A 20,712-nucleotide genomic window follows, 5' to 3' on the forward strand; every position below is an offset into this window, starting at 1 on the left:
GAAGGACGGCAGTTTCTCATACCTGGCCCAGATCCGCATTGCGCGGCGTGGCCAACCAGACCACTCGGAGTCGCGGACGTTCCCCAGGAAGACCATGGCCGAGGAGTGGGCCAAGCGCCGCGAGCTCGAGCTCAGCGCCCCGGGCGGGATCCTGTCGGCGCAGTGGCGGGGGGTGACCCTGGACAACGCCATGGAGCGCTACCTGCACGAGTTCGCCCAGGACGCCGGCCGCTCCAAGCGGGCGACGATCGAGCAGCTGCAGCGCTTCCCGATCGCCCGGGTGCAGATCACCGAGCTGACCAGCCAGCAGATCATCGAGCACGGGGTGATGCGCCGGAACAGTGGCATCAAGCCGGCGACCATCAACCAGGACATCGTCTGGCTGGGCATCATCCTGAAAACGGCCGTGGCGGCCTGGAAGATGCCGGTGAACCTCAGCGAGTTCGAGGCGGCCAAGCTGCTGCTGCGCTCCAAGGGCCTGATTGGGAAGTCGAAGTCGCGGGATCGGCGGCCGGCGCCGGCAGAGGTCGAGCGGCTGCGGGCCTACTTCCAGCGCTCCCAGCGGATCCGGCCGAGCGCGATCATCCCCATGGAAGACATCATGGACTTCGCCATCGCTTCCTCAAGGCGGCGCGAGGAGATCACCCGGCTGCTGTGGTCAGACCTGGATGAGAAGGCCTCGACCTGCTGGGTGCGCGATGCCAAGCACCCGCGGCAGAAGTGGGGCAACCACAAGCGCTTCAAGCTCACCGCCGACGCCATGGCGATCATCCGCCGGCAGCCGCGGGGCCAGGGGGAGGAGAGGATCTTCCCCTTCCGGCCGGCGTCGATCGGGACGCGGTGGCAGGCGGCGACGGCGGCCTGCGGCATCGAGGACCTGCGCTTTCACGACCTGCGCCATGAGGCGACGTCGCGGCTGTTCGAGGCGGGGTATGAAATCGTGGAGGTGCAGCAGTTTACGCTGCATGAGAGCTGGGACGTGCTGAAGCGCTACACGCACCTTCGGCCGGAGAAGCTTCAGCTGCGATAGCTGGGCTTATACCGTTACCGGCGGTGGCGAGAGAGCCGCCTTGAAGGGCGGCTTCCCTCACGGCTGCTCCTCACCCGTTGCCTCATCCTCCTGGGCGAACACCCAGCACTTCACCGAGCCGCCGAACAGCGCGCTGCGTACGGTGCGGTAGTCGATGAACAGTGGCGCTTCGCTGGCCCGCAGGCAGCGGCGCAGCAGTGCTGCCGCTGGGATTGGGGTCCCATGCTTGGCCGCCAGGCGCCGCAGGTGGGGCAGACTGATCGCCAGGCGTGCAGGGTCGCGGCTGTGGTTGAGTTCCTCGCCTTTGGCCATCAGGTCTGTGACGGCCGCCCAGAACGCATCGATGCGCGATTTCTCTGCCAGATCAGGGCCGCCCAGGGCTTCCAGCGGTGGCGCCGGCATGTTGCCGGCCGCGCAGTTGTGCACCATGGCTGCGTGCAGCGCCTCGCGTACCTCGGGCCGGTGCTCGCGGCGGATCTTGTCGATCAGGCGCACGGCGGCCTCCTGGTGCTGGGTGATGCGCTTGTTCGTCTCCAGCCGCAGCTTCTCGGCGTGATCGGTCAGGCTGTATCCGCCGTCCCGGTAGAGCGTGGGCAGCAGCTCGCCGGTGACCCACTTGCGGAAGCGCCGGGCCTCGGGCTTGCGGCTCTTGAGGATGGCGTGGAAGAGGCCTGACTCGTTGATGATGGTCACCTGCCGGTCCTGCTCTACTCCATTTTCGGACCTGACCCGCATAGTGTGCGGGGCAGCTTCGTCATCATCGAGCATGCGAGTCATGTCGTGAGTTTCTCGGTACTCGAGCACCTTGGCGATGTCGATTGCCACGAACCAGGGCTGGTCGTCGATCAGGGTGGATCGAACCAGACTGTCGTCGAAGTTGAAGGGAATCAGGTGGCTCATAGAGCGCTCTCCAGAAGGCCGAAATCGGTAGCGTAGGCTTCACTCATTCACGCGTTTCCACATATCCCGCGCCTCGGCGCGCTTGGCGTCAAGGTACTGGGCCAGATCCACCGCGCTGACAAGCCAGGGTGACTTCTGGGAGTCGCCTGCGCGGTAGGCGGGTACCGGCAGGGCCTGGGCGCCGGCGCGTGCGCTGGCGGTGCGGGGGCTGATGCCGAAGTAGCGGGGGGCGACTTCGTCGAGCGGGATCTCCGCGCGGCCGTCGAACTCAGCGAGCAGACCGAAGTAGGTGTTCATGGCTGGCCTCCTTGGCGGGTCTTCCAGAGGTGAAAGCGCTGGCGGATGCTGCGAAGCATGGCCGCGGCGGTGGGGTTGTGGTCGAGCTCGGCGCGGCTGCCGATCTGGCAGGCGGCGCAGAGCCAGTCGCGGGCGTCCTGCTCGCTGTGGGTGCCGTCCGGCAGCTGGGCTGCGGTGAGGCCCTGCTTGTGGCGCCGGCGGCGGTCCAGGTAGAGCTGGAAGGCGCGATCCTGGCAGAGCAGGGCGGCCTGCTGGGCCAGCCGGCCGCCTTTCGGTGGTGGCTGAGTCATGGGCGGCACTCCTTGGCTTCTTTGGCGAGGGTCTCGAAGGCATCGGCGGCGGTCATGGTGTGGAAGCTGATGGCGACGGTCTGCGTTCCGATGCGGCTGGCGACACCCTTGGCGAGCACCTGCTGGCAGCGCTGTACCTGGGCGGCGTGGTGGATGCGAGCGTCGGCGCCGGCTTCACGCAAGAAGGCCCGGGCCAGCTCCAGGTTGGGCGTGGCCAGGCTCAGGGCCCCCAGGGCCCTGATGATGGCGTAGTCGCGCGGGTCGATGGCGGTGGCAGCGGTCATGACAGCGGCCCCTTCTCCAGTTGCTTGAGCGCCCGCCGGGCGGCGGTGGCGAACACCTTGCGGTGGCTGAGCTTTGCGGCCTGCAGCACCTCGAGGCGCAGGATGGCGCCGCTGGCTACCTCCAGGGTGTAGTCGGCACCGTGCTGGGTGTGCATCAGCTCCAGGCTAGAGCGGGCGTCGTCGGCGCTGGTGTGGATCAGCTGGGTGATGCGATCGCGGGTCACGGGGTGCATGGTCTCGTCCTCGTGGTGGCTTAGCGGCGGTGCCGGGCGCGCTGTTCGCGGATGCCCTGGCACTCGATGCAGGTGGTAGCCCAGGGCGCGGCGTGGCGGCGGGCGGTGGGGATCTCGGCGCCGCAGTCTTCGCACCAGGGGGCGTTGGCCGGCACCTGGGGCGTCAGGCGGGTGGAGAGTGCGCCCTCCAGGCGCATCTCCATCAGCTCGTTGGCGAGGTCGGCGTTGTCAGCCATGGGTGGCGCCCTCCTGGTTGGCTGCCTCGCGGCTTTCGGCGGCTTGGCGGATCCGCTGGAGCCGCGCGCTCTTCTCCGCGGGCGTTTCCTCGGGCAGCAGCTCGTAGAGGGCGCGGTGGCGGGGCTCGGCCTGCTCGGTGATCAGGATCTCGCCGGCGGCCTCGTCGAACTGCAGGTGCAGCCAGACATCCCCGGCCTTGATCGGCATGGCGGCCAGCTCGCGGATCTCCTCGGTGGAGAGCTGCTTGATGACCTCCTGGGCGGCCTGCTTGGCCTGCTCGAGCTGCTCCAGTGAACGCTCGAGGGATTGGCGGTCGATCTCCACGCTGCTGACCTTGCTGGCGATCGTTTGCAGTGCGTCGTACAGGGTTTCGTTACGAAGGCTCATGGGTGACTCCTACGGGTTGCGGGGGTGAGGCATCTGGCGGGCTGCCGGGGTGTGGCGGCCCATGTTCAGCAGCGGTGCTGCCTGTTCGAGGGGGTGGGTGCGGGGGTGCATGGCGCGCTCCTGTGGTGGTCGGGCTCAGCCCTGGAAAATCCAGCACTTCACGCTGGCCCCGCCCATGCGGATCTGGGAGCGGACGGTGCGGTTGGCGTCGAGGAACTTGCGGGTCTTGCTGCCGCGCAGGTAGCGCTTGAGCTCGCGCATTTCGGGCACGCGCAGCTTGTAGTCGGCGCACTTGCGTTCGAAGTCCTTGAGATTGATGGCGATGTTCGGGGCGTGCTTGCCGTAGTGGTTGAGCAGCGGCTCTTCGGTGAGGCCCTCGAGGTAGTCGTAGGCCTCCCAGAAATCGGCGACGAGCGGGTGGTCGGCGTTGATGGCCTGCTGGCGATCCCGAGCCATCTGCCAGATCAGCCCGGCGGCCTGGTCGATCACCTGGGCGTTGAACAGGCCCAGTCCCTCGGGCCCCAGGCAGTCCACCAGGGCCATCAGCTGGCCGTGGCACTTGGCGATGCGCAGCACCTTGATATCGGGGTCTTCGGCCAGGCGGTTGGCGTACTGCTTGGCGAGGCCGGGCTCGCGGCGGCCATTGCTGCCCGGCTTGCCGGTGATCAGATCGAGCAGGGCGGCCTCGCGGGTGGCCACTTCAAGGGCGAACTGGCTGACCTGTTCGATCTCGGCCTTCTCCAGGGCCTCGGCCAGCTCCTTGGTGTGGGCGTTCTGCCCCTCGCGAGTGAAGTGCAGGTGGCAGATGCGGGTCTGGATGGCTTCGCCGGCCTGCACGGTGGCGTTCTGGCTGATGACGATGGTGCCCCGGAAGGGCGGCTCGTAGGTGTCGTTGCCGTTGTTCTTCACGCCCCGGGCGCGGATGCTGCGGCCGTTGAAGGCGGTCTTGAGCTCGTCCCAGTCGAACTGCTTCTGCTTGGCGCCGCCTTCCTGCTCGCGGTCGGACTCGATCAGCACCACCGGCAGGTTGGAGACCTGGGCGAAGTTGCGGGCCCGGGCCGGCATGGTGGCCTTGGAGGGGTCGAAGCCCTCGTAGTCGCGGCGGCCCACCAGCTTCCAGAGGAACTCGATCAGGGTGGACTTGCCCGCCCCGGCCTCGCCGACGATCTCCAGGAAGGGGAAGCTGCCCATCTCGGCGCGGATCTGCTCGGCCAGCAGGCTGCCCAGCCAGAAGGCCAGCGCGACCACGCCCTTGACCCCGAAGGCGCCGAGCAGCTGGCGGGTCCACTCGGTGTGGTAGTCCTTGCGGTTGGGGTTGAGGTGCAGGGCGACGGACTGGCTCAGCGTTTTCAGCTGCAGGCGGTGGCCGAGCTCGAAGTAGTCCTCGCTGTTGATCTTGTGCAGCTTGCCGCTGGCCACGGCCAGGTCGCCGAACACATAGGCGCCGTGCTCCTTGCTGTAGCCGATGAAATCGATGGTCTCGACGGTCTTGATGCTGCCGATCTGGTCTTGCAGCAGGGTATCCAGGTGCTGGCTGGTACCCGTCCACACCGCGCCCGGGGCCACGCCCAGCAGGCGCTTCTTGAACTCGCTGGCACTGGCAAGCTGGCCGCCGCTGAAGGTGTTCTTCACCGGGGCGCGGCCATCCGGAAACTCGACGCGGTAGTAGTACCAGCTCTCGTCGGTGACGGCGTTGGCCTGGAAGTAGAGCGCCGTGGGGTAGCAGGTGCAGATGCGCTTGACGCTACCGGCCTGCTCCAGGGCGGCATCGCGCAGGGTGGGGTCGAGCTGCTGCTGGTCGAGGCCATCGGCGCCCTCGGCCCGCACGGCGCGATCGAAGGCGTCCACATCGAGCTTCCACCACCACAGCTGGCGGCGGTACTCGAACCAGCACTCGCGGCGCTCGGTGCGGCGGTAGATGATCAGCGCCTTGGCCATGGCCGTGGGGGCCAGCAGCAGGTCGCCGTGGTAGCGGTAGGTCTCGAGGTGCTTCTCGGTGAGCTCGCCGCGCTGGTGGCAGTCGTTCCAGTCGTGCCGGCCGCCGCCGGGGATCTGAGCGGCGTGGCAGTCCCAGCCCGTTTCCCGGGCGTGCTTCACGTGCTTGAGGGTGGCGTTCTGGCCGGCACGGTTGCCATCCAGGGCCCACACCAGGGCGGGGCGAGCGGTGCCGGCCTGGTGGGCGGCATCGGCTAGCTGCTCGAGGGCGGCGCTGGGGTAGTTGGTGCAGCTCATGGCCGAGACGGCGGCGATGCCGTGGTGGTAGAGGGCGATGGCATCGAAGATGCCCTCCACGACCCACACCTCGCCGGCTTCGACGAGATCCGCCAGGGTGAGCGCCGGCGGACACCACCACTGGCCCTTGTAGCGGCCCACGAAGTTGGCTTTCTGCTTGCCGAAGCGCTCCGGCTTGTCGAGCAGGCGCTCCCAGTAGGCGCCGCCGGGCAGCGGGAAGCGCACGGTGGCGGTGCCGCCGACCTCGGGCTTCCAGTAGCTCTCCTGGGTGTACCAGCCCTGAATGCGCTGCAGATCGAAGCCGCGGCCGTCTTGCAGGTAGCCATCGGCCACCGGCGTGGTGCTGGCCGGCTGGGCGTGAGCGGGCTGATCAGGCCGGGGGGCGTAGCGCTCGCTCCAGGATTCGAACAGCTCCGGGAACAGGCTCTTCACGTGCACCTGGGCGCCGCAGTTGTTCTCGCGCCCGCACTTCAGCATCCACGGCGCTTCTGCAGCGATGTAGGCCTCGCGCTTGCCGCAGTCGGGGCAGCGCACCTTCTGCAGGTACGCGCCCCGCTCCTGGGCGTCGTAATCGCGCATCAAGCGCGCGAGGATGTCCTGGCGCAGCGATGGATTCACGCTGTGCCTCCTTTATCCGTGGAGTGAGAGGGCGGGGTTAGTGCTCGAGGACGACCGGGCGGCGGCGGTCCTGAGCGATGACGATGGCCGCGCCTTCATCGCGGGCGCGCTGCAGCAGGCGCAGCAGGTCGGCAGTGGTGAAGGCCACCGGGCGGCCGCCTTCGGTGCGCAGCACCACCAGATCGGAGGTGGTGGCATCCACATCGATGCGGGCGGTGTGGTTGGTGCCTTCGATGGCGGCATAGGCCTGCAGGGCGGCCAGCTCGGCGGTGGCTTCGGGCATGTCGTGGTGGGTGACCAGCTGATCGATGCAGTGGCGCAGGGCGTTGACTCGGTTTTCCCAGCGCACTTGGAAGAGGTAGCCGGTGGCGAGGTTTGCGGTATCCAGCCGCGGCGTGGCAGGGCGGATGACGGTGACCTGGCGCAGGGGGGCGTTCGGGGCGGTGTTCATGGCGGTGCTCCTTCAGTTCGCTTCGTTGAGCAGCTTGGCCAGCAGGGAGGGGGCGGCCGGCAGCTCTACCTCGGGGTTGGGCTTGGCGCTGGGGCAGGTGGTATGGATCAGCTCCAGGCCCATCTTGGCGCGGAAGCCGCACTCCACTTCGTTGGTGCAGTGGATCCAGGCTTCGCGGTACAGCGGGGTCACGCCCACCGAGTTGCGGATGCGCATGGGGCTACCGCAGTGCGGGCAGGGGTGGCGACGCGAATGGCTCACGGTTCTCCTCGCTTCACTTCGTAGAGCGCCCGACCGCGGCCGGTGAGGCCCTGGGCGCCGCGGCGAATGCGCCGGCGCAGCAGCCACTCGGCGGCCTGTTCGCGGTTCTCCAGGCCCTGCTGCTCACACACGGCGTCGAGCAATGCCTTGGCCTGCTGGTCGAGCTCCATGGGTTGATCAGGCATGCGGACCTCAAAATGCACGGTGGATGTGGGGGTGCGATTTACCCGGCCTGTTCGGCGATAGTGGGTTCGAGGCCTGCGGGGTCGACGCCCAACACGTCCCGCGCCTCTTTCATCAGCATTTGGCGCATCACCTCGCCCTTGGGCAGGCCCAGGTAGTTGGCCAGGGCGGTGATCACATCCGCTTCGTACTGATCGAGGTAGACGGTGGTCTTGGTGCGCACGCGCTTGGGGTCCTGGTACATGGCGAATTTCCTTATGCAGCAGGCGACGGATTCATCGGGCAGCGGCTCAACTGGCGGCGAGGGTGTCGTCTTCGTAGCCCTGCATGCCGCGCAGCATCAGCATGCGCAGCGTGCTGGAGACGCTGCGCATCTCGAGCTCGGCGATCTCCTTGAGCTTTTCGCGCTCATCCGGGGTGATCTGGGTCATCACCTGTTTGCTGCAGCCGTTGGGGCTGCGCGAGTAGGCGGTGGCAGTGTTACGAATGGTTTCAGCGGTATTCATGGGTTAGGCTTCCTTTGTGGAATTAATGACAAGAGGCGAGAGCATGACGACGCGAGAACCCGCGCGGCTTTTCCCGCGGTTGGGAGAAATGGATGCCGAGGGCTTTGCCGACACGCTCTACGCCACTGCCGCCAGCATCGAAGAGACGCTGCAGATGGCCGGCGCGACGCCAGGCGAGGACTACACGCGCCTGGACCTGCTGCGCCTGGCAGAGCCCTACGTGGTGGAACTGCACAGGCAATCGGAGAAGGGGCTGGCGATCAGCTACCCGGCGGAAAAGGTGTGGCACGGCGAACACGACTGACCCCCTCAGCGCTCGTAGAGCGCGCTGAGCTTGCGCTGGATGAAATGGGCCTCGAGGTGGCCGCGCAGGCTGACAAGGGCGTTCTCGATGGCGTCGTCGTCGTGGCCAGCGGCGATCATCTCTGTGCTGAGCCGAGACGCGGCTGCGGCCAGCGTTTGCTCCTCCAGGGCCTCGATCTCAGCCAGCGGGTTTTTGGCGCCGGCGACGGTGTGAGACAGGAAGTTCTGCAGCTGGCGGCGTGCTCCTGGGGTGCAGCGCTCGAGGTCCACGGTCAAGCCGCGGAACTCCTGCAGGCTCGGGGTTAAGTGGTTGGGGTGAGTCATGGGCGGCTCCCAGAGCTGTGTAAATGTCACATGCAGTCTTGTGGAAATAATACATCATGTCAAGCACGGACGTGGAACATATGCTTGCTCGCCTGCGCGATGAGATAGAGCGCGTGGGATATCAATCACTTGCTGAGGCATCAAGAGCTGCGGGAGATGAATCTCCACAGGGCCTCAGGGATGTTGTGAGTGGCCGTAAACGCTGCTCTGTGGAATATCTCATGCGTCTCGGCGCGATTGGTGTAGACGTTACATACGTCATGACAGGCCGACGCGGCGCAGAGGCCGGCGTGACCGCCCAGCGGGTGGCCGATGGCGCCCCGGTTACCGCGGCCAATGGCCCAGGGCCCGGCCTGGCCGAGGTGAAGCTCTACGACGTGGAGGGTGCGGCCGGCGCTGGCCGTTCGCTCGAGGGCGAGCAGGTAGAAGGGCAGCTCTACTTCCCCGAGGCGCAGCTGGCGGCCTTGGGGATCTCACCTGGGCAGGTGGCCGGCGTGAAGGTGCGCGGGGATTCCATGGAGGGCACCCTCGCCGATGGCGACTGGGTGCTGGTGGACCTGGCCAACCGCGACCCGCGGCGGGAGGGGGTGTTCCTGCTGTGGGTGAGCGGCGAGCGGCGCATCAAGCGCGTGCAGCGCCTGGCTGGCGGCGCGCTGTACCTGATCAGCGATAACGAGCACTACAAGCCCGAGATGATCACGCCCGAGCAGATGGGAGAGGTGGAGATCCTGGGGCGGTGTGAGATTCGGATTGGGAAGATTATTTAGTAAGGGTGATATATGAGCAATAAAATTGAAGGGATTCGAGTCTCCCAGTGGTTAGAAAGCTGGAATGAAGTTGAGTGGGATGAAAAAAATTATCGCAGAGAACCTCAGCATGAGTTCTTTATTTTTTCAATTAAGGCATCTGATTTAAAAAGGCTTTCAGGGATTTATCGTCGACACGCTAAAGATGGCGAGAAGCGGACCTATGATACAGGCATCCAACGCAGTCATGATGCCAAGAGGTCAAGAAAGATAAAAGAGTTTGTTAGGTATGGCTACCCTTACTGCGAGCTGACCGAATATCAGAAAGATAATGAGCAGCACTCATCGCTACGTAAGCCCGGGTGGCTACCTACTGGGATTGTTATAAATATATTGACCGAAGCCGATCCTAGAAAGGGCAAAGTGGTTGATAAGAAGGATATGCTTGAGATTGATGTGAGTGGGGAGTCTAAAGTGGTTGGTTTGCGGCTCCCGGAAGGGTTTGAAGAAGAAGCATGGCGCCCGACAACTCTCCCCCCTGTTGAGGTTATTGATGGACAGCATCGTCTTTGGGCTTTTGATGAAGACTTTGCACCTGATTATGAGATGCCGGTAATAGCGTTTCATGGTCTAGATATAAGTTGGCAGGCGTATCTGTTTTGGTCAATTAATATTACCCCCGTTAGAATAAATAGAAGTTTAGCCTTTGATATGTACCCTCTTTTGCGAGCAGAGGATTGGGTGGATAAGGCTGGCCACAAAGTATATCAAGAGGCAAGAGCCCAAGAAATAGTCGAGACTCTTTGGTCGCACTCGAAAAGCCCTTGGAGAAACAAGGTGAATATGCTTGCTGAGTCCGGAAACCCCTACATTAGGCAGGCCACTTGGATTCGGGCATTCCTTAACTCTTTTGTGAAAAATGCTGCCGGGGGAAATAGAATTGGTGGGCTTTTTGGAGCCTCATCCCGGGATGGGGAGTCTATTATTCCTTGGGCCAGGTCTCAGCAAGCAGCATTCATAATTTTCTTTGGTAATCTTCTTCTAGAGAAAATAAAAGAATCAACTGATGTGTGGGTAGAGGAGCTTAGAAAAAACAAAACGAAAGAAATTGATGATGACGCCTATGAGCCAGGCATGTTTGACAAAAAATCTCTTTTGAACTCAGATCAGGGGGTTAGAAGCCTACTTCTTCTTTTGAACGAGCTGTGTGTGATTAATGTTGATAGATATGATTTTTATGAGTGGGAGCCCGTGCAGGGGGCAGGGGCTTTTTCAGAAGATAGTATCGATGATGAGTTGGAGAGGATACCTGATTTCAAGTTTTCATCCCTTCTTGAACAGTTTTCAAAAACCCTCTCAAAATATGACTGGAGGACGTCCGCTGGGCCCGGGCTGTCGGAGAAAGAAGTTCATGATAAAAAGATATTCCGTGGAAGCGGTGGCTATGTTGAGTTGAGAAAGGATATTCTTAAGTTTTGCCTTGACCACTCAGAAAGTGATGATTTATCTGAGGCTCTTGAGAACGTTGCAAGGATGACAGGCCTTTATGAGTAACAAGCCTACACTTACGCAATCTGAGCTGGATATCCTGTCTCTTGCATCTTCGCAAGCTGTTACCAACGCTTTTAGCTCGCTAAAAGGGTGCTTTCAGAGAGGGGTGTTGTTGTCAGATGAAAACCCTTACTCTTGTTCGGCTAGTGATAAGCTCAAAACTGATTGGAAGGACTTGGAAGATCAGTTTAGAGACGATTCGTTGCTTGAATATCTCTCTGCGTCTGTTCTTTTGCATGCTTATGATGGTTGGTCATATCTGGCGCAATCTATGCAGTCAATGATTAGAGGAGATCTGGGTGCAGTAAGACATCTGGCATATTACGCTGAGCTTCGAGCATCTATAAGTATTTTGGCAAGTCAAGGAGTCGGCATATATGGTTGCAACAATGTAGTTGTTGATTCGGCTGGGTGTGTTTATAAATTCTCAAAAAAGTCAACGCATACTATAGCCTGGCTCTCCCTTGAAGAGTGGAGTAAGTCATCTTCTTCAGGAGAGCTTTTTGGAGAAGAAATAGCGGCATTCTCACGCCCACTTCATGAATGGCTTCATGGATTTGAGAAAACGCCGCTTCTTAATTATACCGGGGCTAGCTTGATAAATGCATGGGGATGCGACTTGGAAAAATATTCTGGTGATAGAGGATCTCGTAACGAGGTTTCATATCAGGTGAATATTAAAAATCCAGAGTCAGGGATATCTCCAAAAAATTTTTATGATTTCATAAAGGAGATTTGGGAGGCATCAGATCCTTCCATGCTTGCTTTTTCATCACTTGATATGCACTTGCTGAAAAGTGTTTTGTTAAGGATTTATAATGACAAAGGGGTGATTTTTGGCGGTAAGTCATACAATGACGTGGTAAGTCAAGTTTGTGATGATCTTGGGGTGGGTGAGTATGCGAAAAACTTCCTTAAGCAACGGGATGGCGACCCTGATCTTTCCATCTTAGGCCATGCTAGAAATGATAGGTCAACTTTCGATGATTACCAATTTTTAGATATGTTCTCTAGGGCCTTTCTTCTGCTTAGAATTTCATCAGCATGTATTTCAAAAATGTTAAAAGAGTCAGGGATGTCTATGGACGATTTCGATTTCTGGTGGGGTGAAGTGGCGTACTCCTCTGGCCTAGTGGAAGAAGGAATGCTTGTTGGTGATTGCGAAGCTGATATTGAAAGCCTGTGGATAGAAATTGAAGATGCCATCACAGGTCTTGGGGAGCATCTGGAAGAAGAAGTAACTTGTTGGAAAAAATTTATGAGGGATGGGCATCTATTTGTTGAGCCGCTGTCTCGATTGGAGAAAATAGCATTTTTTGGAATGTCCGGTGCCTAGTCTTCTTTCCAGCATTTGATGACCAGTTCTTCGTACTTTCCTCGAAACTCTTTTTTTCCAGAAAGTACGCTGTTTCTAGACAGCGTACTATAATCCACATAGTTACTGTAAAGCTCGGCTATCGATTCGTGGTGCGCGTTTGTTATAAGCACCTTGGCGCCTCTGTTAACTGCGCGATCTACAGCTAATTTCAGCCTTATTTGGTCGTCCCATGAGAAGAGCTTTTCGTTGTACTTTACGAAACCATTTAAGTTGTGCTTGACTGTATAAGGAGGGTCGATAAAAACAAAGTCATCCTCTTGTGCAGCGTCCACAATGGTTTCAAAGTCAGAGTGGGCAATCACAGATTGCCTAAGTAACATGGCAGTTTTTTTGAAGTTGTCCGTATCAAGGATTACTTTGTTTTTTGTGCCCTTGGGTACATTGAATTTCCCAGTAAGATTTACTCTGTATAGACCGTTCCAGCAGGTCCTATTTAGATAGATAAAACGTGCGGCAATTTCTTCCTGCTTTTCAGGAGATTGCTCTCGCATATGGTAATAGAACTCTTCAGAGTGGCTCTCATGGTACGTTCTGAGCAGCGCCTCTACCTTTCGGTTTCGATTGCGAAGCGCTTTGTACGTTGTAATGAGCTCCTTATTCACATCAGCGAGAAGAGCATTTTCAGGCTTCAGATGAAAAAACACCGAGCCACTTCCCAGGAAAGGCTCGATGTAGGTGTTAAATTCTTTTGGGAAAATGTCAGGGTGGTCTCGCACCAGCCACCTTTTCCCACCAGCCCACTTCAGAAAGGGCAGCACAATTTCCTCTGACATTTCATCATCCTGATACGAATTCTGGCCACTATGATACGTGGAGCGCGGATCCGGCGCCATGGGGTACCGCCTTGCGATGCATGAGGCATCCCCATCGTGGGATGGGTCGGCGCTGCGTCCAGTGGAAGAACATCCGCCAACATTCGGCTATGGAGCTTGCAGGGAGGGCGGGGTTGGGCTGGGTCATGGCGGTGTTGCTATTGCTGTATGCTGTTTATGCGCACAGTATTGGTGGCGCAAAGGCTTCTGGCAACCATAGAACGATGCCTGGCCATGGAGCTCAAGCTGGACGAGGAGACGATGGATGCGCGTGACCTACCTGGGCCCACTCATGGCAGGCATGGCTCACCCGGCGCTGGCTGGCTACGACCTGAGCCAGTTCTCGCCAAGCTGCTTCCTGGTGGAGGTGGGTGACGAGGCGGGGGTGAGCGGCCCGGTGATCGAGGGCGACTTGCTGGTGGTGGACGAGGCCAGGACGCCGGGCCATGCCGACCTGGTAGTGGTGGAGCAGGCCGGGGAGCAGCGGTTGTTCACCACGCACCGGATTGGCGGGCAGTTCAGGCTGCTGCCGGTGGTGCACCAGGGGCGTTCACTCGTGGCCCGGCAGGCGGACATGCGCGGGGTAGTGGTCAGCCAGGCGCGGCGGTACGCGTGGTGAGGGGCTGCCCTGCTGTGTCGGTGATCTCTTACACGCAGCTGAGTGAACAACGCTCAGAAGGCCCAAGGCAATTTGCCATGCTGAAGGCGTAACGCCTGACGATTGCGGCCTTGGCCGCCAGGAACCCCATGATGCGTTGCGTTCGAGAGCCCCGGCTATGATGGCCGGGGCTCTTCCGTTTGGCTACTCACCCATCACCTCGAGCCGAAGTGAGCTGGTGTAGGCGGTATCGGTCAGCTCGTGGGTGACCTCGGTGATCAGCCAGGGCGTGGCGTCGATCTCGGGCTTCCAGCCGGTGAGGGCGGCGGGGGTTTCCGGCATCAGGCGGGGGTCTCCTTCGGCGAGCTCGAGGCTGAACTCGGCGTGGCCGCGCTGTAGGCGCTGCCATTCGGCGCGGGCGGCGTCCAGGGCGTCCTGCTCGCTGGCGTAGGTGGGGCGCAGGCGCTTGGCGTTTGCCTCGCTGCCGGCGACCACTTCCTGGCGCTCGGCGCTGTTGGGGTCGTGCCAGGCGGCGACCACGCCGGTGAAGGCATCGCGGTCGCTGGTGATGTAGCGGTGGCCGTCGCCGTCGCGGCGGCGGATCTGCACCGGGGGGATGGGCAGGCCGCTGGCGGTGGTGGCGGTGCCAGCGGCCATGAATAGCAGGCGGCCGGCCTTCATGGTAGCCACGGCGTCGAAACGTTCGGCCAGGCGGGTGAGGAAGTGCGGGTCGCTCTCCTCGGTCTGGTCGATGTGATCAATGGGCACGCCCTGCAGGGTGGTGCCGACCACCGGTGCCAGGCCGTGGCGGGCGGCGATGGTGGTGACCAGCTCGCCCAGGGTGAGGCCTTCCCAGCTCTGGGTGCGCTTGCCGGGCAGGCCGCCGCGCATATCGGCGCTGCGGGCGCGGATGATCAGCACGTCTGGGCTGCCGCTGTGCTCCACCTCGTCGACGATGTAGGTACCACGCTCCACCAGGGCCTCGCCGGCCCACCCGAGGGCAAGGGTGAGCTCGGCGCCGCGGGGCGGCAGGGCAAGGCGGCCGTCGTCATCGGTGAGGGTGAGATCCAGCTGGTCGGCCTCGAGGCCGCGGCGATCGGTCAGCCGCAGGCGGGAGAGCCGGGCGCGGAACTCGGGGCTGATGGTCTGGCCCTGTAGGGTGATGCGGTAAGTGGGGCGCCGGCTCATGCGAAGGCCCCGGCCAGCCGGCCGGAGAGGCCGCGCAGCATGGTGTTGTTGATGACGCCGAGCAGCTCGCGGCGCTCGTCGTCGATGCGCTGCAGGGTGAGATCGAACTCGATCTGGGCGGCGGCGCCGTCGCGGAAGAAACGGCTCTTGCGCTCGTTCAGGCTTTCGATGACGTAGAGCCCGTAGTTGACCCCGGTGCCCTCGATCAGCGGCCAGGCGCGGCCCTGGTCGGCCATCTCTCGCAGGGCATCCAAGCTGGCCTGGCCACCGGTGAACTCGGGTAGCAGGGTACCGGTGAGGGTGATGGTGTCGTCACCGGCGCCGAGGAACTGCCGCGCCGGCCGGGCACCCACGCGGCTCTGGCTCTGGTGGCGCCAGGAGGTCTGCCGCTGGAACTCCTGATAGGCTGCGGTGGAGAGGCTGAATACGAACAGGCCGTAAACCATCATCATAGGGAGATACTCATCGTGAAGGGGCTGAAGGAAGTCGTGTTTGTGTTCGTTGTCGTCATGGTTATCGTATTCGGTTCAGATTTAGCTGGAGATCGTGGATATATCCTTCGGCTGGTACAGAGTGGTGGCCATGAGTCGATCTATCTCCTTGTTGGTGCTGCCTTGGGCTTCGTCTTGAAAGACTCGTCAGAAGAGCATGGCCTCATCGCTTTGGCCGCAGCGGTAACTGCTGTTATCGCTTCGATGCTTCTAGGAGCTTTCACCAGCCTTGAGCATGACCTTGCCTGGATGGCGGGAAGCTTTCTTGTTTCCATCTTCGTGTCCGGGTTGCTTTACAGCATTTTTCAGCTTTTCCGAGCCTTGAAAGGCTATGGCCGGAAGGTTTCACGGCCAGTGCAAATGGATCGCCCAAAGTTTGTTCGTACTCCACCGCCTCGCCATCGGCGCTGATCAATCCACGTCATAAAGCGAGCTCCTGCTACGGGCTGCTTGCTCTCGGGCGGCCTGGCGCAGGGCGTGCTGTACGCGGGCATCCACCAGGCGGGCCAGCGCCTGCTCATCCATGCCCGGGGCAGCGTGGATCTCGATGTTGATGCCGCCGTGGATCACCAGGCCTTCGCCGCCTGGGGCTGAGAGCGGTGGGCGAGTATCGAAGCGCAGGGCGCCGGGGGCTGCGGCCGGGCCTTCACCGCCGGCGGCTACGGCGGCGGTGGCCACGCTGCCCAGGGCGATGCCGGTACCGGCCCGGCGCACCCGCTCGCCGAAGCGGCGGATCTCGCGCAGGGCGCCGCCTTCGGAGCGCTCCAGCCCTTCGCGGTAGCCGGCCAGAGTGTCGTCGCCCAGCTCAGCGAACACGCGAGAGGGCGAGCGGATGCCCAGGCGATCCTTGAACCAGCCGACCACGCCGCCGGCCACGCTGCCGATCTTGTCGCGCAGCACGCCCCACTTCGCGTCGATGCCATCCATCAGCCCCTCGAGCAGGTTGCCGCCGAAGCCGGCGAACACCCGTGAGGGAGAGTTGATGCCGAGCCGCGCCTTGAACCAGCCGACGATGTTGCCGCCGATGCCGGTGATGGCGTCGCGCAGCTCGCCGGCCTTGGCGCGCAGGCCGCCCAGCAGGCCGTCGATGATCATGCCGCCCAGTTCGCTCAGGCTGGCTGGTAGTTCGATGCCCAGGGCGGCCAGCCCGCTACTGATGGCGCGCCACAGCAGGCCGAGGGGCGACCAATCCACCAGCAGGCGGGTGACGCCGCCGATGCCCTCCTCGAAAGCGGCCTTGATGCCTGCCCAGGCCTGGCCGGGCAGCGCCTTGAGGCCCTCCCACAGGGCGGCGAAGCGCGGCCCGACGGCTTCCCAGTTGCGCCATAGGTAGAGGGCGCCGGCGGCAATGGCGGTGATGCCGCCGATCACCCAGCCCAGCGGCGTGGCCATGAAGGCGAGGCCCAGCGCCTTGATGCCGCCGATCAGCCCCGGGAGGGTGGCGGCCAGGCTGCCCAGGGCGGCGCCGGCCTTGACCAGGCTGATCCCGAACATCACCACGCTCATGATCAGCTTGCCGGCGAACAGGCCGCCGAGGATGAGCGCCAGGTTGTCGAAGCCGCCGACTAGATCCGCGGCGCGCATGGTGAGCTCGGCCAGGCCGCTGGCGAAGTTGGCGGCGCCCTGGGTGAGCTCGATGATGACCGGCACCGCTGCCTTGAGGCGGTGGCCGAACTCCCGTGCGAAGGCCTGCACCTCGTGGCGGTTGCTGCGCATCCAGCCGGTGAACTCACCCATCAGCTCGGTGACGGCGGGCATCAGCTCGGCGCCGATGGTGTTCTTCATGCCCTTGAGGCTGAGCTGGGCGTCGAGCAGGGCGTCCTTGAAGTCTTCCGAGCCGCGGGTCGCTTCCTCACTGAGCACGTAGCCGGTGTCCTGAGCCTGGCGGCGCAGCTCCTCGAGCTCGCCGGAGCCGCCCTTGATCATGTTGATCATGGATTCGCCGGCGTTGCCGAAGATGGCGCTGGCGTAGGCGATCTTGTTGGTCTGCCCTTCGACCTGATTGAGCCGATCGGCAATGGCGCCCAGGGCCTGCTCGGGGCGCATGGCGGCGAGCTCCTGGGCGTTGAGCCCGAGCTCCTCGTAGGCCTTGGCCGCGGCGCCGCCGCCCTGGGCGGCCCGGCCGATGCGGCGCACCATGCGCTGCATGCTGCTATCCAGGGCGCCGGTACCCACGCCGGCGCGCTCGGCGGCGTAGCGCAGCTCCTGGAGCTCGTAGGTGCCGATGCCCATGATGTCGGCGGTCTTGGCGACGTCGTCGCCCAGGCCGGCGGTGGAGTTGGCCAGGCCGAAGATGGAGCCGGCGGCCAGGGTAGTGGCCAGGGTGACGTTGCGGGCGAAGCGCCGGGCCTCGGTGCCCATGTTGCGGAAGCGGCCGCTGACATCGGCATCGCTGAGCCGCTGCAGGGCGTTGCGCTGTGCCTCGAGGCGGCGGGTGGTCTCGGCGATCTGGCGGGCGAGGGCGTCGTTCTGCTGCGTGAGGCCGCGGGTACCCTCGATGCCCGGCGGCAGCTGGCGGGCGAGTTCGCGCACCTGGTCGCGCTGGCCGCGGTATTCGCGGGTGAGCTTGTCGACTTCGCGCTGGGCGCGTTCCTGCTGCTGGGTGAGGCGGCGGGTGGGGCCTTCGGTGGTCTGCAGCTGCTGGCTGACCTGGCGCAGCTCTTCGCGCTTGTCCATCAGTGCCCGCCGGGTGGCGTGGCTCTGGCGGCTCATGTCGCGGAAGGCGGTGAGCTGCTTCTGCTGGTCCTGCAGGTTGCGTAGCTGGTCGCGGGTCTCGCGGATGGCACGGCCGGCGCCCTGGCTGCCCTGCATGATCTGCCGTAGTGGCCCGGTGGCCTTGTTGATCGCGCTGAGGGTAACGCTCAGGTTCAGGTCGCGGGCCATGCGGGCTCCTTAGCGGTGCGATGGGTGCCGGCGGCCGGCGGCTTCAACGCGTTGGCGGGCCCGCTCGCGCCAGGCCATCAGTTCCTCGAGGGGCATGGGGGCCATGGATTCCGGCCCCCAGTGGAACACCATGGCGATATCGGCCATGGCGTCGTCGACGCAGGCGGGCAGGGTTACGCGGTCTCGTCCTCCTGGGCCCGCTTGCCCAGCAAAAAACGGCTCACCTTGCTGCCCAGCTGGACCAGGTCGGCCGGGTCCATCTTGCGCAGCTCGGCCTCGGTGAGGGCGGGTTCGGTGATGCGCGGCAGCACGCGGGTGAGGCTGTGGGTGTCCATGTTGAGCAGATCCACCAGGGCGACGCCGCGCAGGGCACCGGAGAGCGGCTTGCGCACGCTGACCTCGGTGACGGCCTTGCTGCCGCGCTGCAGGGGGGTGTCGAGGGTGACGGTTTCGGTGGGCACGCTGGGCAGGGCTGCCGGGGCGGTGGCTTGCTCGTTGGGTTGCTCGCTCATGGTCTCTCCTGGAGGGGGGTGGGCCGCCGGTGGCGGCCGGGGGATGGGGGCGGGGTTAGACGCCGAGGTTCTGGCGACGCTGGGCGTAGCGGTCTTCCCCGCGCACGCGGAACACCATGCCGGGCACGTCGCGCTCGATGATGGCTTCGCCGTCGACGGTCAGCTTGAAGTAGCTGAGCGTGGTGGTGACGCTGATCTGGTTGTTGTCGCCCTTGCTGGCGTCGCCCAGGGCGATGCTCTTGTGGCGGCCGCGCATGACGATCTCCACCGGGATGGTCTCCCCGGTCTCGTCGCTCTCGTAGCTGCCGGTGAGGCGCAGCAGGGCGGCATCGTGGATCGGCGAGCCCCAGGTATCGAAGATCTCGACGATCATGCCGCCGGCGGTCCACTCGAAGACCTGCAGCTCGGCGCCCTGGTCGACTTCGATGGGGCCATCCATGCCGCCGCCTTCGTACTCGACCATGCGGCGGGCCAGTTCGGGCAGGGTGAGTTCGGGGATCTGGCCCTGCCAGTTGTTGCCGTCCCCGAACAGGTTGAAGTCCTTGAGGATCTTGGGAAGTGCCATGTCGAGGGGCTCCTAGTTCTGGTTCTCGATGCCGAACCGGCGGCTTTCAATTTCAACTTCAGGCAGCGGCGACGCGGTCGGCGAAATCGACCAGGTAGCGGTCGGTGATGCGCTGCATCAGGTTGAGGTTTTCCAGCGGGGGCACCGGGGTGTAGTCGTAATCGATGAACAACTTGCCGTCCTTGAGGGATTCGGGGCTGTTGGCGGACTCGTCGAACCAGGCCTCGCCGCCCATGAGGTAGCCCAGGCGCACCCACTCGCGGAACTTGGCGTTGATGCCCTCGATGATGTCGCGCACGAGTGAGGGGTGCATGGGCTTGTCCACGGCCCACAGGTGGGCCTCGGCGAGGGTGTCGGCGATGACCTGGGCGCTGCGGGTGTAGTTCTCGAAGGCGAACAGCGGGTCGTCGCTGGTGGTGCGCGAGCCCCAGAACCGGAAGCCGCCCTTGTTGATCAGCGTGGTCACCTCGGCGGCGTTGAGATAGCCGGCATCGGTGTTGGGGTCCTGGAGGTCCCAGAAGACGTCCTTGGAGATGCCGGTGACGCTGTTCACCGGGATGTTGGAGAGCGTCTTGTGCCAGCCGAACTGCTGATCCAGCCGGGCGCGGTGGCCCAATGCCTTGGCTACGGCAGAGAGTGGGCGGGTTTCTTCGGCATCCACATCGAAGGCCTGGAAGTTCGGCCAGATCACCATGGCCTCGCGGGCGCCGAAGGCCTCGCGGTACATCGCGGCCTCTTCCTTCGTCTCGCAGCCGTGGGCGGAGATATAGGCGAATCCGCGCAGCTTCTTGGCGGTGGTGATCAGCTCGGCGGCCACGCTCTCGTCATCCAGCTCCGGCACGCCGAGGATGCGCGGCTTGATGCCGAAGCGCTGCTCCGCGGCGAGCAGCGCCTGCATGCCGGTTTTCTGGCCGGTCTCGCTATCCACGCCGCCGATCAGGTTGGCGGTGGTGCCGGCTTCGTCTTCGCCTTCCTCCACGCGCACCACGACCACCAGGGTGCGGGCCTCGGCGACGATGGCCCTCAGCGAGCGCGCCAGGGTGCCACCGCTGCCGGCCTTGCCGATGGCGGCGTAGAGATCGGTGACCAGCACCGGGGTATCCAGCGGGAAGGCCTCTGCGTCGGCCTCCGGCCCGGTGGCCACCAGGCCGATGACGGCGGTGGCAACGGTGCGGATGGGGCGCGTGCCCTCGTTGATCTCGTGGACGCGGACGCCGTGGTGGTATTGATCGGGCATGGGGGCTCCTGCGCGGTGGCGGGTGGCGGCAGAGTGATGCCGTCACCGTGCCGCGCGGGCGCGCGAGGGGCCACCGGGCAGGGGTGTACGATGGGGGTGGTACATGGGTGGGGCTGCCGGCCCACGGTTATGCCAAGATGGCCAGCAGCACAGGTGAGAGGTATACGCCTGTAGCCCATATCACGACCGCCATTGCCACCAGCAAGATGCTGATC

Annotated in this window: 28 protein-coding genes; 7 read left to right on the forward strand and 21 right to left on the reverse strand. The window is 63.2% G+C overall.

The annotated features are described in order from the left end of the window. Nucleotides 1-94 precede the first annotated feature (94 nt). Entirely contained in the window at nucleotides 95-1,030 is a 936-nt protein-coding gene (locus D1793_RS01970) for a site-specific integrase (RefSeq protein WP_162899878.1), read from the forward strand. Between the two features lie 57 nt (nucleotides 1,031-1,087). Here D1793_RS01970 and D1793_RS19635 read toward each other — a convergent pair whose 3' ends face one another. The 13 genes from D1793_RS19635 to D1793_RS02035 form a co-directional block, all read right to left on the reverse strand. Further along, complete coding sequence (locus tag D1793_RS19635) at nucleotides 1,088-1,930, reverse strand: BRO family protein (RefSeq protein WP_205527612.1); 843 nt, start codon at nucleotides 1,928-1,930, stop codon at nucleotides 1,088-1,090. A 39-nt stretch (nucleotides 1,931-1,969) separates the two neighbouring features. Further along, the gene (locus D1793_RS01980; RefSeq protein ID WP_119020651.1) at nucleotides 1,970-2,227 is read right to left on the reverse strand and encodes a pyocin activator PrtN family protein; all 258 of its coding nucleotides are present in this window, start codon (nucleotides 2,225-2,227) and stop codon (nucleotides 1,970-1,972) included. Next, the gene (locus D1793_RS01985; protein ID WP_119020652.1) at nucleotides 2,224-2,517 is read right to left on the reverse strand and encodes a hypothetical protein; all 294 of its coding nucleotides are present in this window, start codon (nucleotides 2,515-2,517) and stop codon (nucleotides 2,224-2,226) included. Before D1793_RS01985 ends, D1793_RS01980 begins: the two co-directional genes overlap by 4 nt. Further along, complete coding sequence (locus tag D1793_RS01990; RefSeq protein ID WP_119020653.1) at nucleotides 2,514-2,801, reverse strand: hypothetical protein; 288 nt, start codon at nucleotides 2,799-2,801, stop codon at nucleotides 2,514-2,516. Before D1793_RS01990 ends, D1793_RS01985 begins: the two co-directional genes overlap by 4 nt. After that, entirely contained in the window at nucleotides 2,798-3,034 is a 237-nt protein-coding gene (locus tag D1793_RS01995) for a hypothetical protein (RefSeq protein WP_119020654.1), read from the reverse strand. Before D1793_RS01995 ends, D1793_RS01990 begins: the two co-directional genes overlap by 4 nt. Before the next feature lie 20 nt (nucleotides 3,035-3,054). After that, nucleotides 3,055-3,270 (reverse strand): TraR/DksA family transcriptional regulator, encoded by a 216-nt coding sequence (locus tag D1793_RS02000; protein ID WP_119020655.1) that lies wholly within the window; start codon nucleotides 3,268-3,270, stop codon nucleotides 3,055-3,057. Beyond that, complete coding sequence (locus D1793_RS02005; protein ID WP_119020656.1) at nucleotides 3,263-3,658, reverse strand: hypothetical protein; 396 nt, start codon at nucleotides 3,656-3,658, stop codon at nucleotides 3,263-3,265. The genes D1793_RS02000 and D1793_RS02005 overlap by 8 nt, the downstream gene beginning before the upstream one ends. A 135-nt stretch (nucleotides 3,659-3,793) precedes the next feature. After that, nucleotides 3,794-6,508, reverse strand: coding sequence for a toprim domain-containing protein (locus D1793_RS02010; protein ID WP_119020657.1), 2,715 nt, complete (start codon nucleotides 6,506-6,508; stop codon nucleotides 3,794-3,796). 37 nt (nucleotides 6,509-6,545) lie between these two features. Then, nucleotides 6,546-6,959 carry a hypothetical protein gene (locus D1793_RS02015; RefSeq protein WP_119020658.1) on the reverse strand — a complete coding sequence of 138 codons (414 nt, stop codon included), beginning with the start codon at nucleotides 6,957-6,959 and terminating at the stop codon, nucleotides 6,546-6,548. A gap of 12 nt (nucleotides 6,960-6,971) precedes the next feature. After that, a complete protein-coding gene (locus D1793_RS02020) occupies nucleotides 6,972-7,220 on the reverse strand; it encodes an ogr/Delta-like zinc finger family protein (protein ID WP_205527613.1) in 249 nt (82 codons plus the stop codon). After that, the gene (locus D1793_RS02025) at nucleotides 7,217-7,405 is read right to left on the reverse strand and encodes a hypothetical protein (RefSeq protein WP_119020660.1); all 189 of its coding nucleotides are present in this window, start codon (nucleotides 7,403-7,405) and stop codon (nucleotides 7,217-7,219) included. The genes D1793_RS02020 and D1793_RS02025 overlap by 4 nt, the downstream gene beginning before the upstream one ends. Nucleotides 7,406-7,443: 38 nt before the next feature. After that, on the reverse strand, nucleotides 7,444-7,647 hold the full coding sequence (locus D1793_RS02030; RefSeq protein ID WP_119020661.1) for a ribbon-helix-helix protein, CopG family: 204 nt from the start codon (nucleotides 7,645-7,647) through the stop codon (nucleotides 7,444-7,446). A 46-nt stretch (nucleotides 7,648-7,693) separates the two neighbouring features. Next, entirely contained in the window at nucleotides 7,694-7,909 is a 216-nt protein-coding gene (locus tag D1793_RS02035; RefSeq protein WP_119020662.1) for a hypothetical protein, read from the reverse strand. 43 nt (nucleotides 7,910-7,952) lie between these two features. Between D1793_RS02035 and D1793_RS02040 the strand changes: the two genes are divergently transcribed. Then, nucleotides 7,953-8,213: a hypothetical protein gene (locus D1793_RS02040; RefSeq protein ID WP_162899879.1), complete on the forward strand. Its 261-nt coding sequence runs from the start codon at nucleotides 7,953-7,955 to the stop codon at nucleotides 8,211-8,213. Nucleotides 8,214-8,218: 5 nt separating this feature from the next. Here the strand turns inward: D1793_RS02040 and D1793_RS02045 are convergent, their stop codons facing one another. Then, the gene (locus D1793_RS02045) at nucleotides 8,219-8,536 is read right to left on the reverse strand and encodes a hypothetical protein (protein ID WP_162899880.1); all 318 of its coding nucleotides are present in this window, start codon (nucleotides 8,534-8,536) and stop codon (nucleotides 8,219-8,221) included. Nucleotides 8,537-8,796: 260 nt separating this feature from the next. Between D1793_RS02045 and D1793_RS02050 the strand changes: the two genes are divergently transcribed. The 3 genes from D1793_RS02050 to D1793_RS19320 are packed head-to-tail and all read left to right on the forward strand — an operon-like array spanning nucleotide 8,797 to nucleotide 12,169. Further along, nucleotides 8,797-9,303, forward strand: a complete 507-nt coding sequence (locus D1793_RS02050) for a S24 family peptidase (protein WP_162899881.1) — start codon at nucleotides 8,797-8,799, stop codon at nucleotides 9,301-9,303. Between the two features lie 12 nt (nucleotides 9,304-9,315). Beyond that, nucleotides 9,316-10,836 (forward strand): hypothetical protein, encoded by a 1,521-nt coding sequence (locus tag D1793_RS19315; RefSeq protein ID WP_162899882.1) that lies wholly within the window; start codon nucleotides 9,316-9,318, stop codon nucleotides 10,834-10,836. Next, entirely contained in the window at nucleotides 10,829-12,169 is a 1,341-nt protein-coding gene (locus D1793_RS19320) for a hypothetical protein (protein WP_162899883.1), read from the forward strand. Before D1793_RS19315 ends, D1793_RS19320 begins: the two co-directional genes overlap by 8 nt. Here the strand turns inward: D1793_RS19320 and D1793_RS02055 are convergent. Beyond that, nucleotides 12,166-13,044: a Dam family site-specific DNA-(adenine-N6)-methyltransferase gene (locus D1793_RS02055; RefSeq protein ID WP_240407754.1), complete on the reverse strand. Its 879-nt coding sequence runs from the start codon at nucleotides 13,042-13,044 to the stop codon at nucleotides 12,166-12,168. The genes D1793_RS19320 and D1793_RS02055 overlap by 4 nt on opposite strands. 244 nt (nucleotides 13,045-13,288) lie before the next feature. Between D1793_RS02055 and D1793_RS02060 the strand changes: the two genes are divergently transcribed. Next, nucleotides 13,289-13,642: a hypothetical protein gene (locus tag D1793_RS02060; protein ID WP_119020667.1), complete on the forward strand. Its 354-nt coding sequence runs from the start codon at nucleotides 13,289-13,291 to the stop codon at nucleotides 13,640-13,642. Nucleotides 13,643-13,825: 183 nt separating this feature from the next. On the opposite strand, the gene D1793_RS02065 is transcribed toward D1793_RS02060, so the two are convergent. Next, the gene (locus D1793_RS02065; RefSeq protein WP_119020668.1) at nucleotides 13,826-14,809 is read right to left on the reverse strand and encodes a phage late control D family protein; all 984 of its coding nucleotides are present in this window, start codon (nucleotides 14,807-14,809) and stop codon (nucleotides 13,826-13,828) included. Beyond that, nucleotides 14,806-15,261, reverse strand: coding sequence for a phage tail protein (locus tag D1793_RS02070; RefSeq protein ID WP_119020669.1), 456 nt, complete (start codon nucleotides 15,259-15,261; stop codon nucleotides 14,806-14,808). The genes D1793_RS02065 and D1793_RS02070 overlap by 4 nt, the downstream gene beginning before the upstream one ends. A gap of 15 nt (nucleotides 15,262-15,276) precedes the next feature. On the opposite strand from D1793_RS02070, the gene D1793_RS19325 reads away from it, so the two are divergent. Beyond that, nucleotides 15,277-15,711, forward strand: a complete 435-nt coding sequence (locus D1793_RS19325) for a hypothetical protein (RefSeq protein ID WP_162899884.1) — start codon at nucleotides 15,277-15,279, stop codon at nucleotides 15,709-15,711. Here D1793_RS19325 and D1793_RS02075 read toward each other — a convergent pair whose 3' ends face one another. The 4 genes from D1793_RS02075 to D1793_RS02095 all read right to left on the reverse strand — a co-directional run bounded on the left by D1793_RS02075 (nucleotide 15,712) and on the right by D1793_RS02095 (nucleotide 20,497). After that, on the reverse strand, nucleotides 15,712-18,183 hold the full coding sequence (locus tag D1793_RS02075; RefSeq protein WP_119020670.1) for a hypothetical protein: 2,472 nt from the start codon (nucleotides 18,181-18,183) through the stop codon (nucleotides 15,712-15,714). 173 nt (nucleotides 18,184-18,356) lie between these two features. Next, complete coding sequence (locus tag D1793_RS02085; RefSeq protein WP_119020672.1) at nucleotides 18,357-18,695, reverse strand: phage tail assembly protein; 339 nt, start codon at nucleotides 18,693-18,695, stop codon at nucleotides 18,357-18,359. Nucleotides 18,696-18,750: 55 nt separating this feature from the next. Beyond that, on the reverse strand, nucleotides 18,751-19,260 hold the full coding sequence (locus D1793_RS02090) for a phage major tail tube protein (protein ID WP_119020673.1): 510 nt from the start codon (nucleotides 19,258-19,260) through the stop codon (nucleotides 18,751-18,753). Nucleotides 19,261-19,318: 58 nt separating this feature from the next. Next, nucleotides 19,319-20,497 carry a phage tail sheath protein gene (locus tag D1793_RS02095; RefSeq protein ID WP_119020674.1) on the reverse strand — a complete coding sequence of 393 codons (1,179 nt, stop codon included), beginning with the start codon at nucleotides 20,495-20,497 and terminating at the stop codon, nucleotides 19,319-19,321. Nucleotides 20,498-20,712: the final 215 nt, after the last annotated feature.

Source organism: Halomonas sp. JS92-SW72, assembly GCF_003547075.1.
GTDB classification, from domain to species: domain Bacteria; phylum Pseudomonadota; class Gammaproteobacteria; order Pseudomonadales; family Halomonadaceae; genus Halomonas; species Halomonas alkalicola.

Coding starts and splice junctions, on each gene's coding strand:
- D1793_RS02005 (WP_119020656.1), bottom strand. CDS start 3,658: ATGAGCCTTCGTAACGAAACCCTGTACGACGCACTGCAAACGATCGCC.
- D1793_RS02045 (WP_162899880.1), bottom strand. CDS start 8,536: ATGACTCACCCCAACCACTTAACCCCGAGCCTGCAGGAGTTCCGCGGC.
- D1793_RS19635 (WP_205527612.1), bottom strand. CDS start 1,930: ATGAGCCACCTGATTCCCTTCAACTTCGACGACAGTCTGGTTCGATCC.
- D1793_RS02095 (WP_119020674.1), bottom strand. CDS start 20,497: ATGCCCGATCAATACCACCACGGCGTCCGCGTCCACGAGATCAACGAG.
- D1793_RS01985 (WP_119020652.1), bottom strand. CDS start 2,517: ATGACTCAGCCACCACCGAAAGGCGGCCGGCTGGCCCAGCAGGCCGCC.
- D1793_RS01990 (WP_119020653.1), bottom strand. CDS start 2,801: ATGACCGCTGCCACCGCCATCGACCCGCGCGACTACGCCATCATCAGG.
- D1793_RS19315 (WP_162899882.1), top strand. CDS start 9,316: ATGAGCAATAAAATTGAAGGGATTCGAGTCTCCCAGTGGTTAGAAAGC.
- D1793_RS01970 (WP_162899878.1), top strand. CDS start 95: ATGGCCGAGGAGTGGGCCAAGCGCCGCGAGCTCGAGCTCAGCGCCCCG.
- D1793_RS02085 (WP_119020672.1), bottom strand. CDS start 18,695: ATGAGCGAGCAACCCAACGAGCAAGCCACCGCCCCGGCAGCCCTGCCC.
- D1793_RS02060 (WP_119020667.1), top strand. CDS start 13,289: ATGCGCGTGACCTACCTGGGCCCACTCATGGCAGGCATGGCTCACCCG.
- D1793_RS02065 (WP_119020668.1), bottom strand. CDS start 14,809: ATGAGCCGGCGCCCCACTTACCGCATCACCCTACAGGGCCAGACCATC.
- D1793_RS01980 (WP_119020651.1), bottom strand. CDS start 2,227: ATGAACACCTACTTCGGTCTGCTCGCTGAGTTCGACGGCCGCGCGGAG.
- D1793_RS02030 (WP_119020661.1), bottom strand. CDS start 7,647: ATGTACCAGGACCCCAAGCGCGTGCGCACCAAGACCACCGTCTACCTC.
- D1793_RS02050 (WP_162899881.1), top strand. CDS start 8,797: ATGACAGGCCGACGCGGCGCAGAGGCCGGCGTGACCGCCCAGCGGGTG.
- D1793_RS01995 (WP_119020654.1), bottom strand. CDS start 3,034: ATGCACCCCGTGACCCGCGATCGCATCACCCAGCTGATCCACACCAGC.
- D1793_RS02040 (WP_162899879.1), top strand. CDS start 7,953: ATGACGACGCGAGAACCCGCGCGGCTTTTCCCGCGGTTGGGAGAAATG.
- D1793_RS19320 (WP_162899883.1), top strand. CDS start 10,829: ATGAGTAACAAGCCTACACTTACGCAATCTGAGCTGGATATCCTGTCT.
- D1793_RS02075 (WP_119020670.1), bottom strand. CDS start 18,183: ATGGCCCGCGACCTGAACCTGAGCGTTACCCTCAGCGCGATCAACAAG.
- D1793_RS02055 (WP_240407754.1), bottom strand. CDS start 13,044: ATGGCGCCGGATCCGCGCTCCACGTATCATAGTGGCCAGAATTCGTAT.
- D1793_RS02000 (WP_119020655.1), bottom strand. CDS start 3,270: ATGGCTGACAACGCCGACCTCGCCAACGAGCTGATGGAGATGCGCCTG.
- D1793_RS02025 (WP_119020660.1), bottom strand. CDS start 7,405: ATGCCTGATCAACCCATGGAGCTCGACCAGCAGGCCAAGGCATTGCTC.
- D1793_RS02070 (WP_119020669.1), bottom strand. CDS start 15,261: ATGATGATGGTTTACGGCCTGTTCGTATTCAGCCTCTCCACCGCAGCC.
- D1793_RS02035 (WP_119020662.1), bottom strand. CDS start 7,909: ATGAATACCGCTGAAACCATTCGTAACACTGCCACCGCCTACTCGCGC.
- D1793_RS02090 (WP_119020673.1), bottom strand. CDS start 19,260: ATGGCACTTCCCAAGATCCTCAAGGACTTCAACCTGTTCGGGGACGGC.
- D1793_RS02015 (WP_119020658.1), bottom strand. CDS start 6,959: ATGAACACCGCCCCGAACGCCCCCCTGCGCCAGGTCACCGTCATCCGC.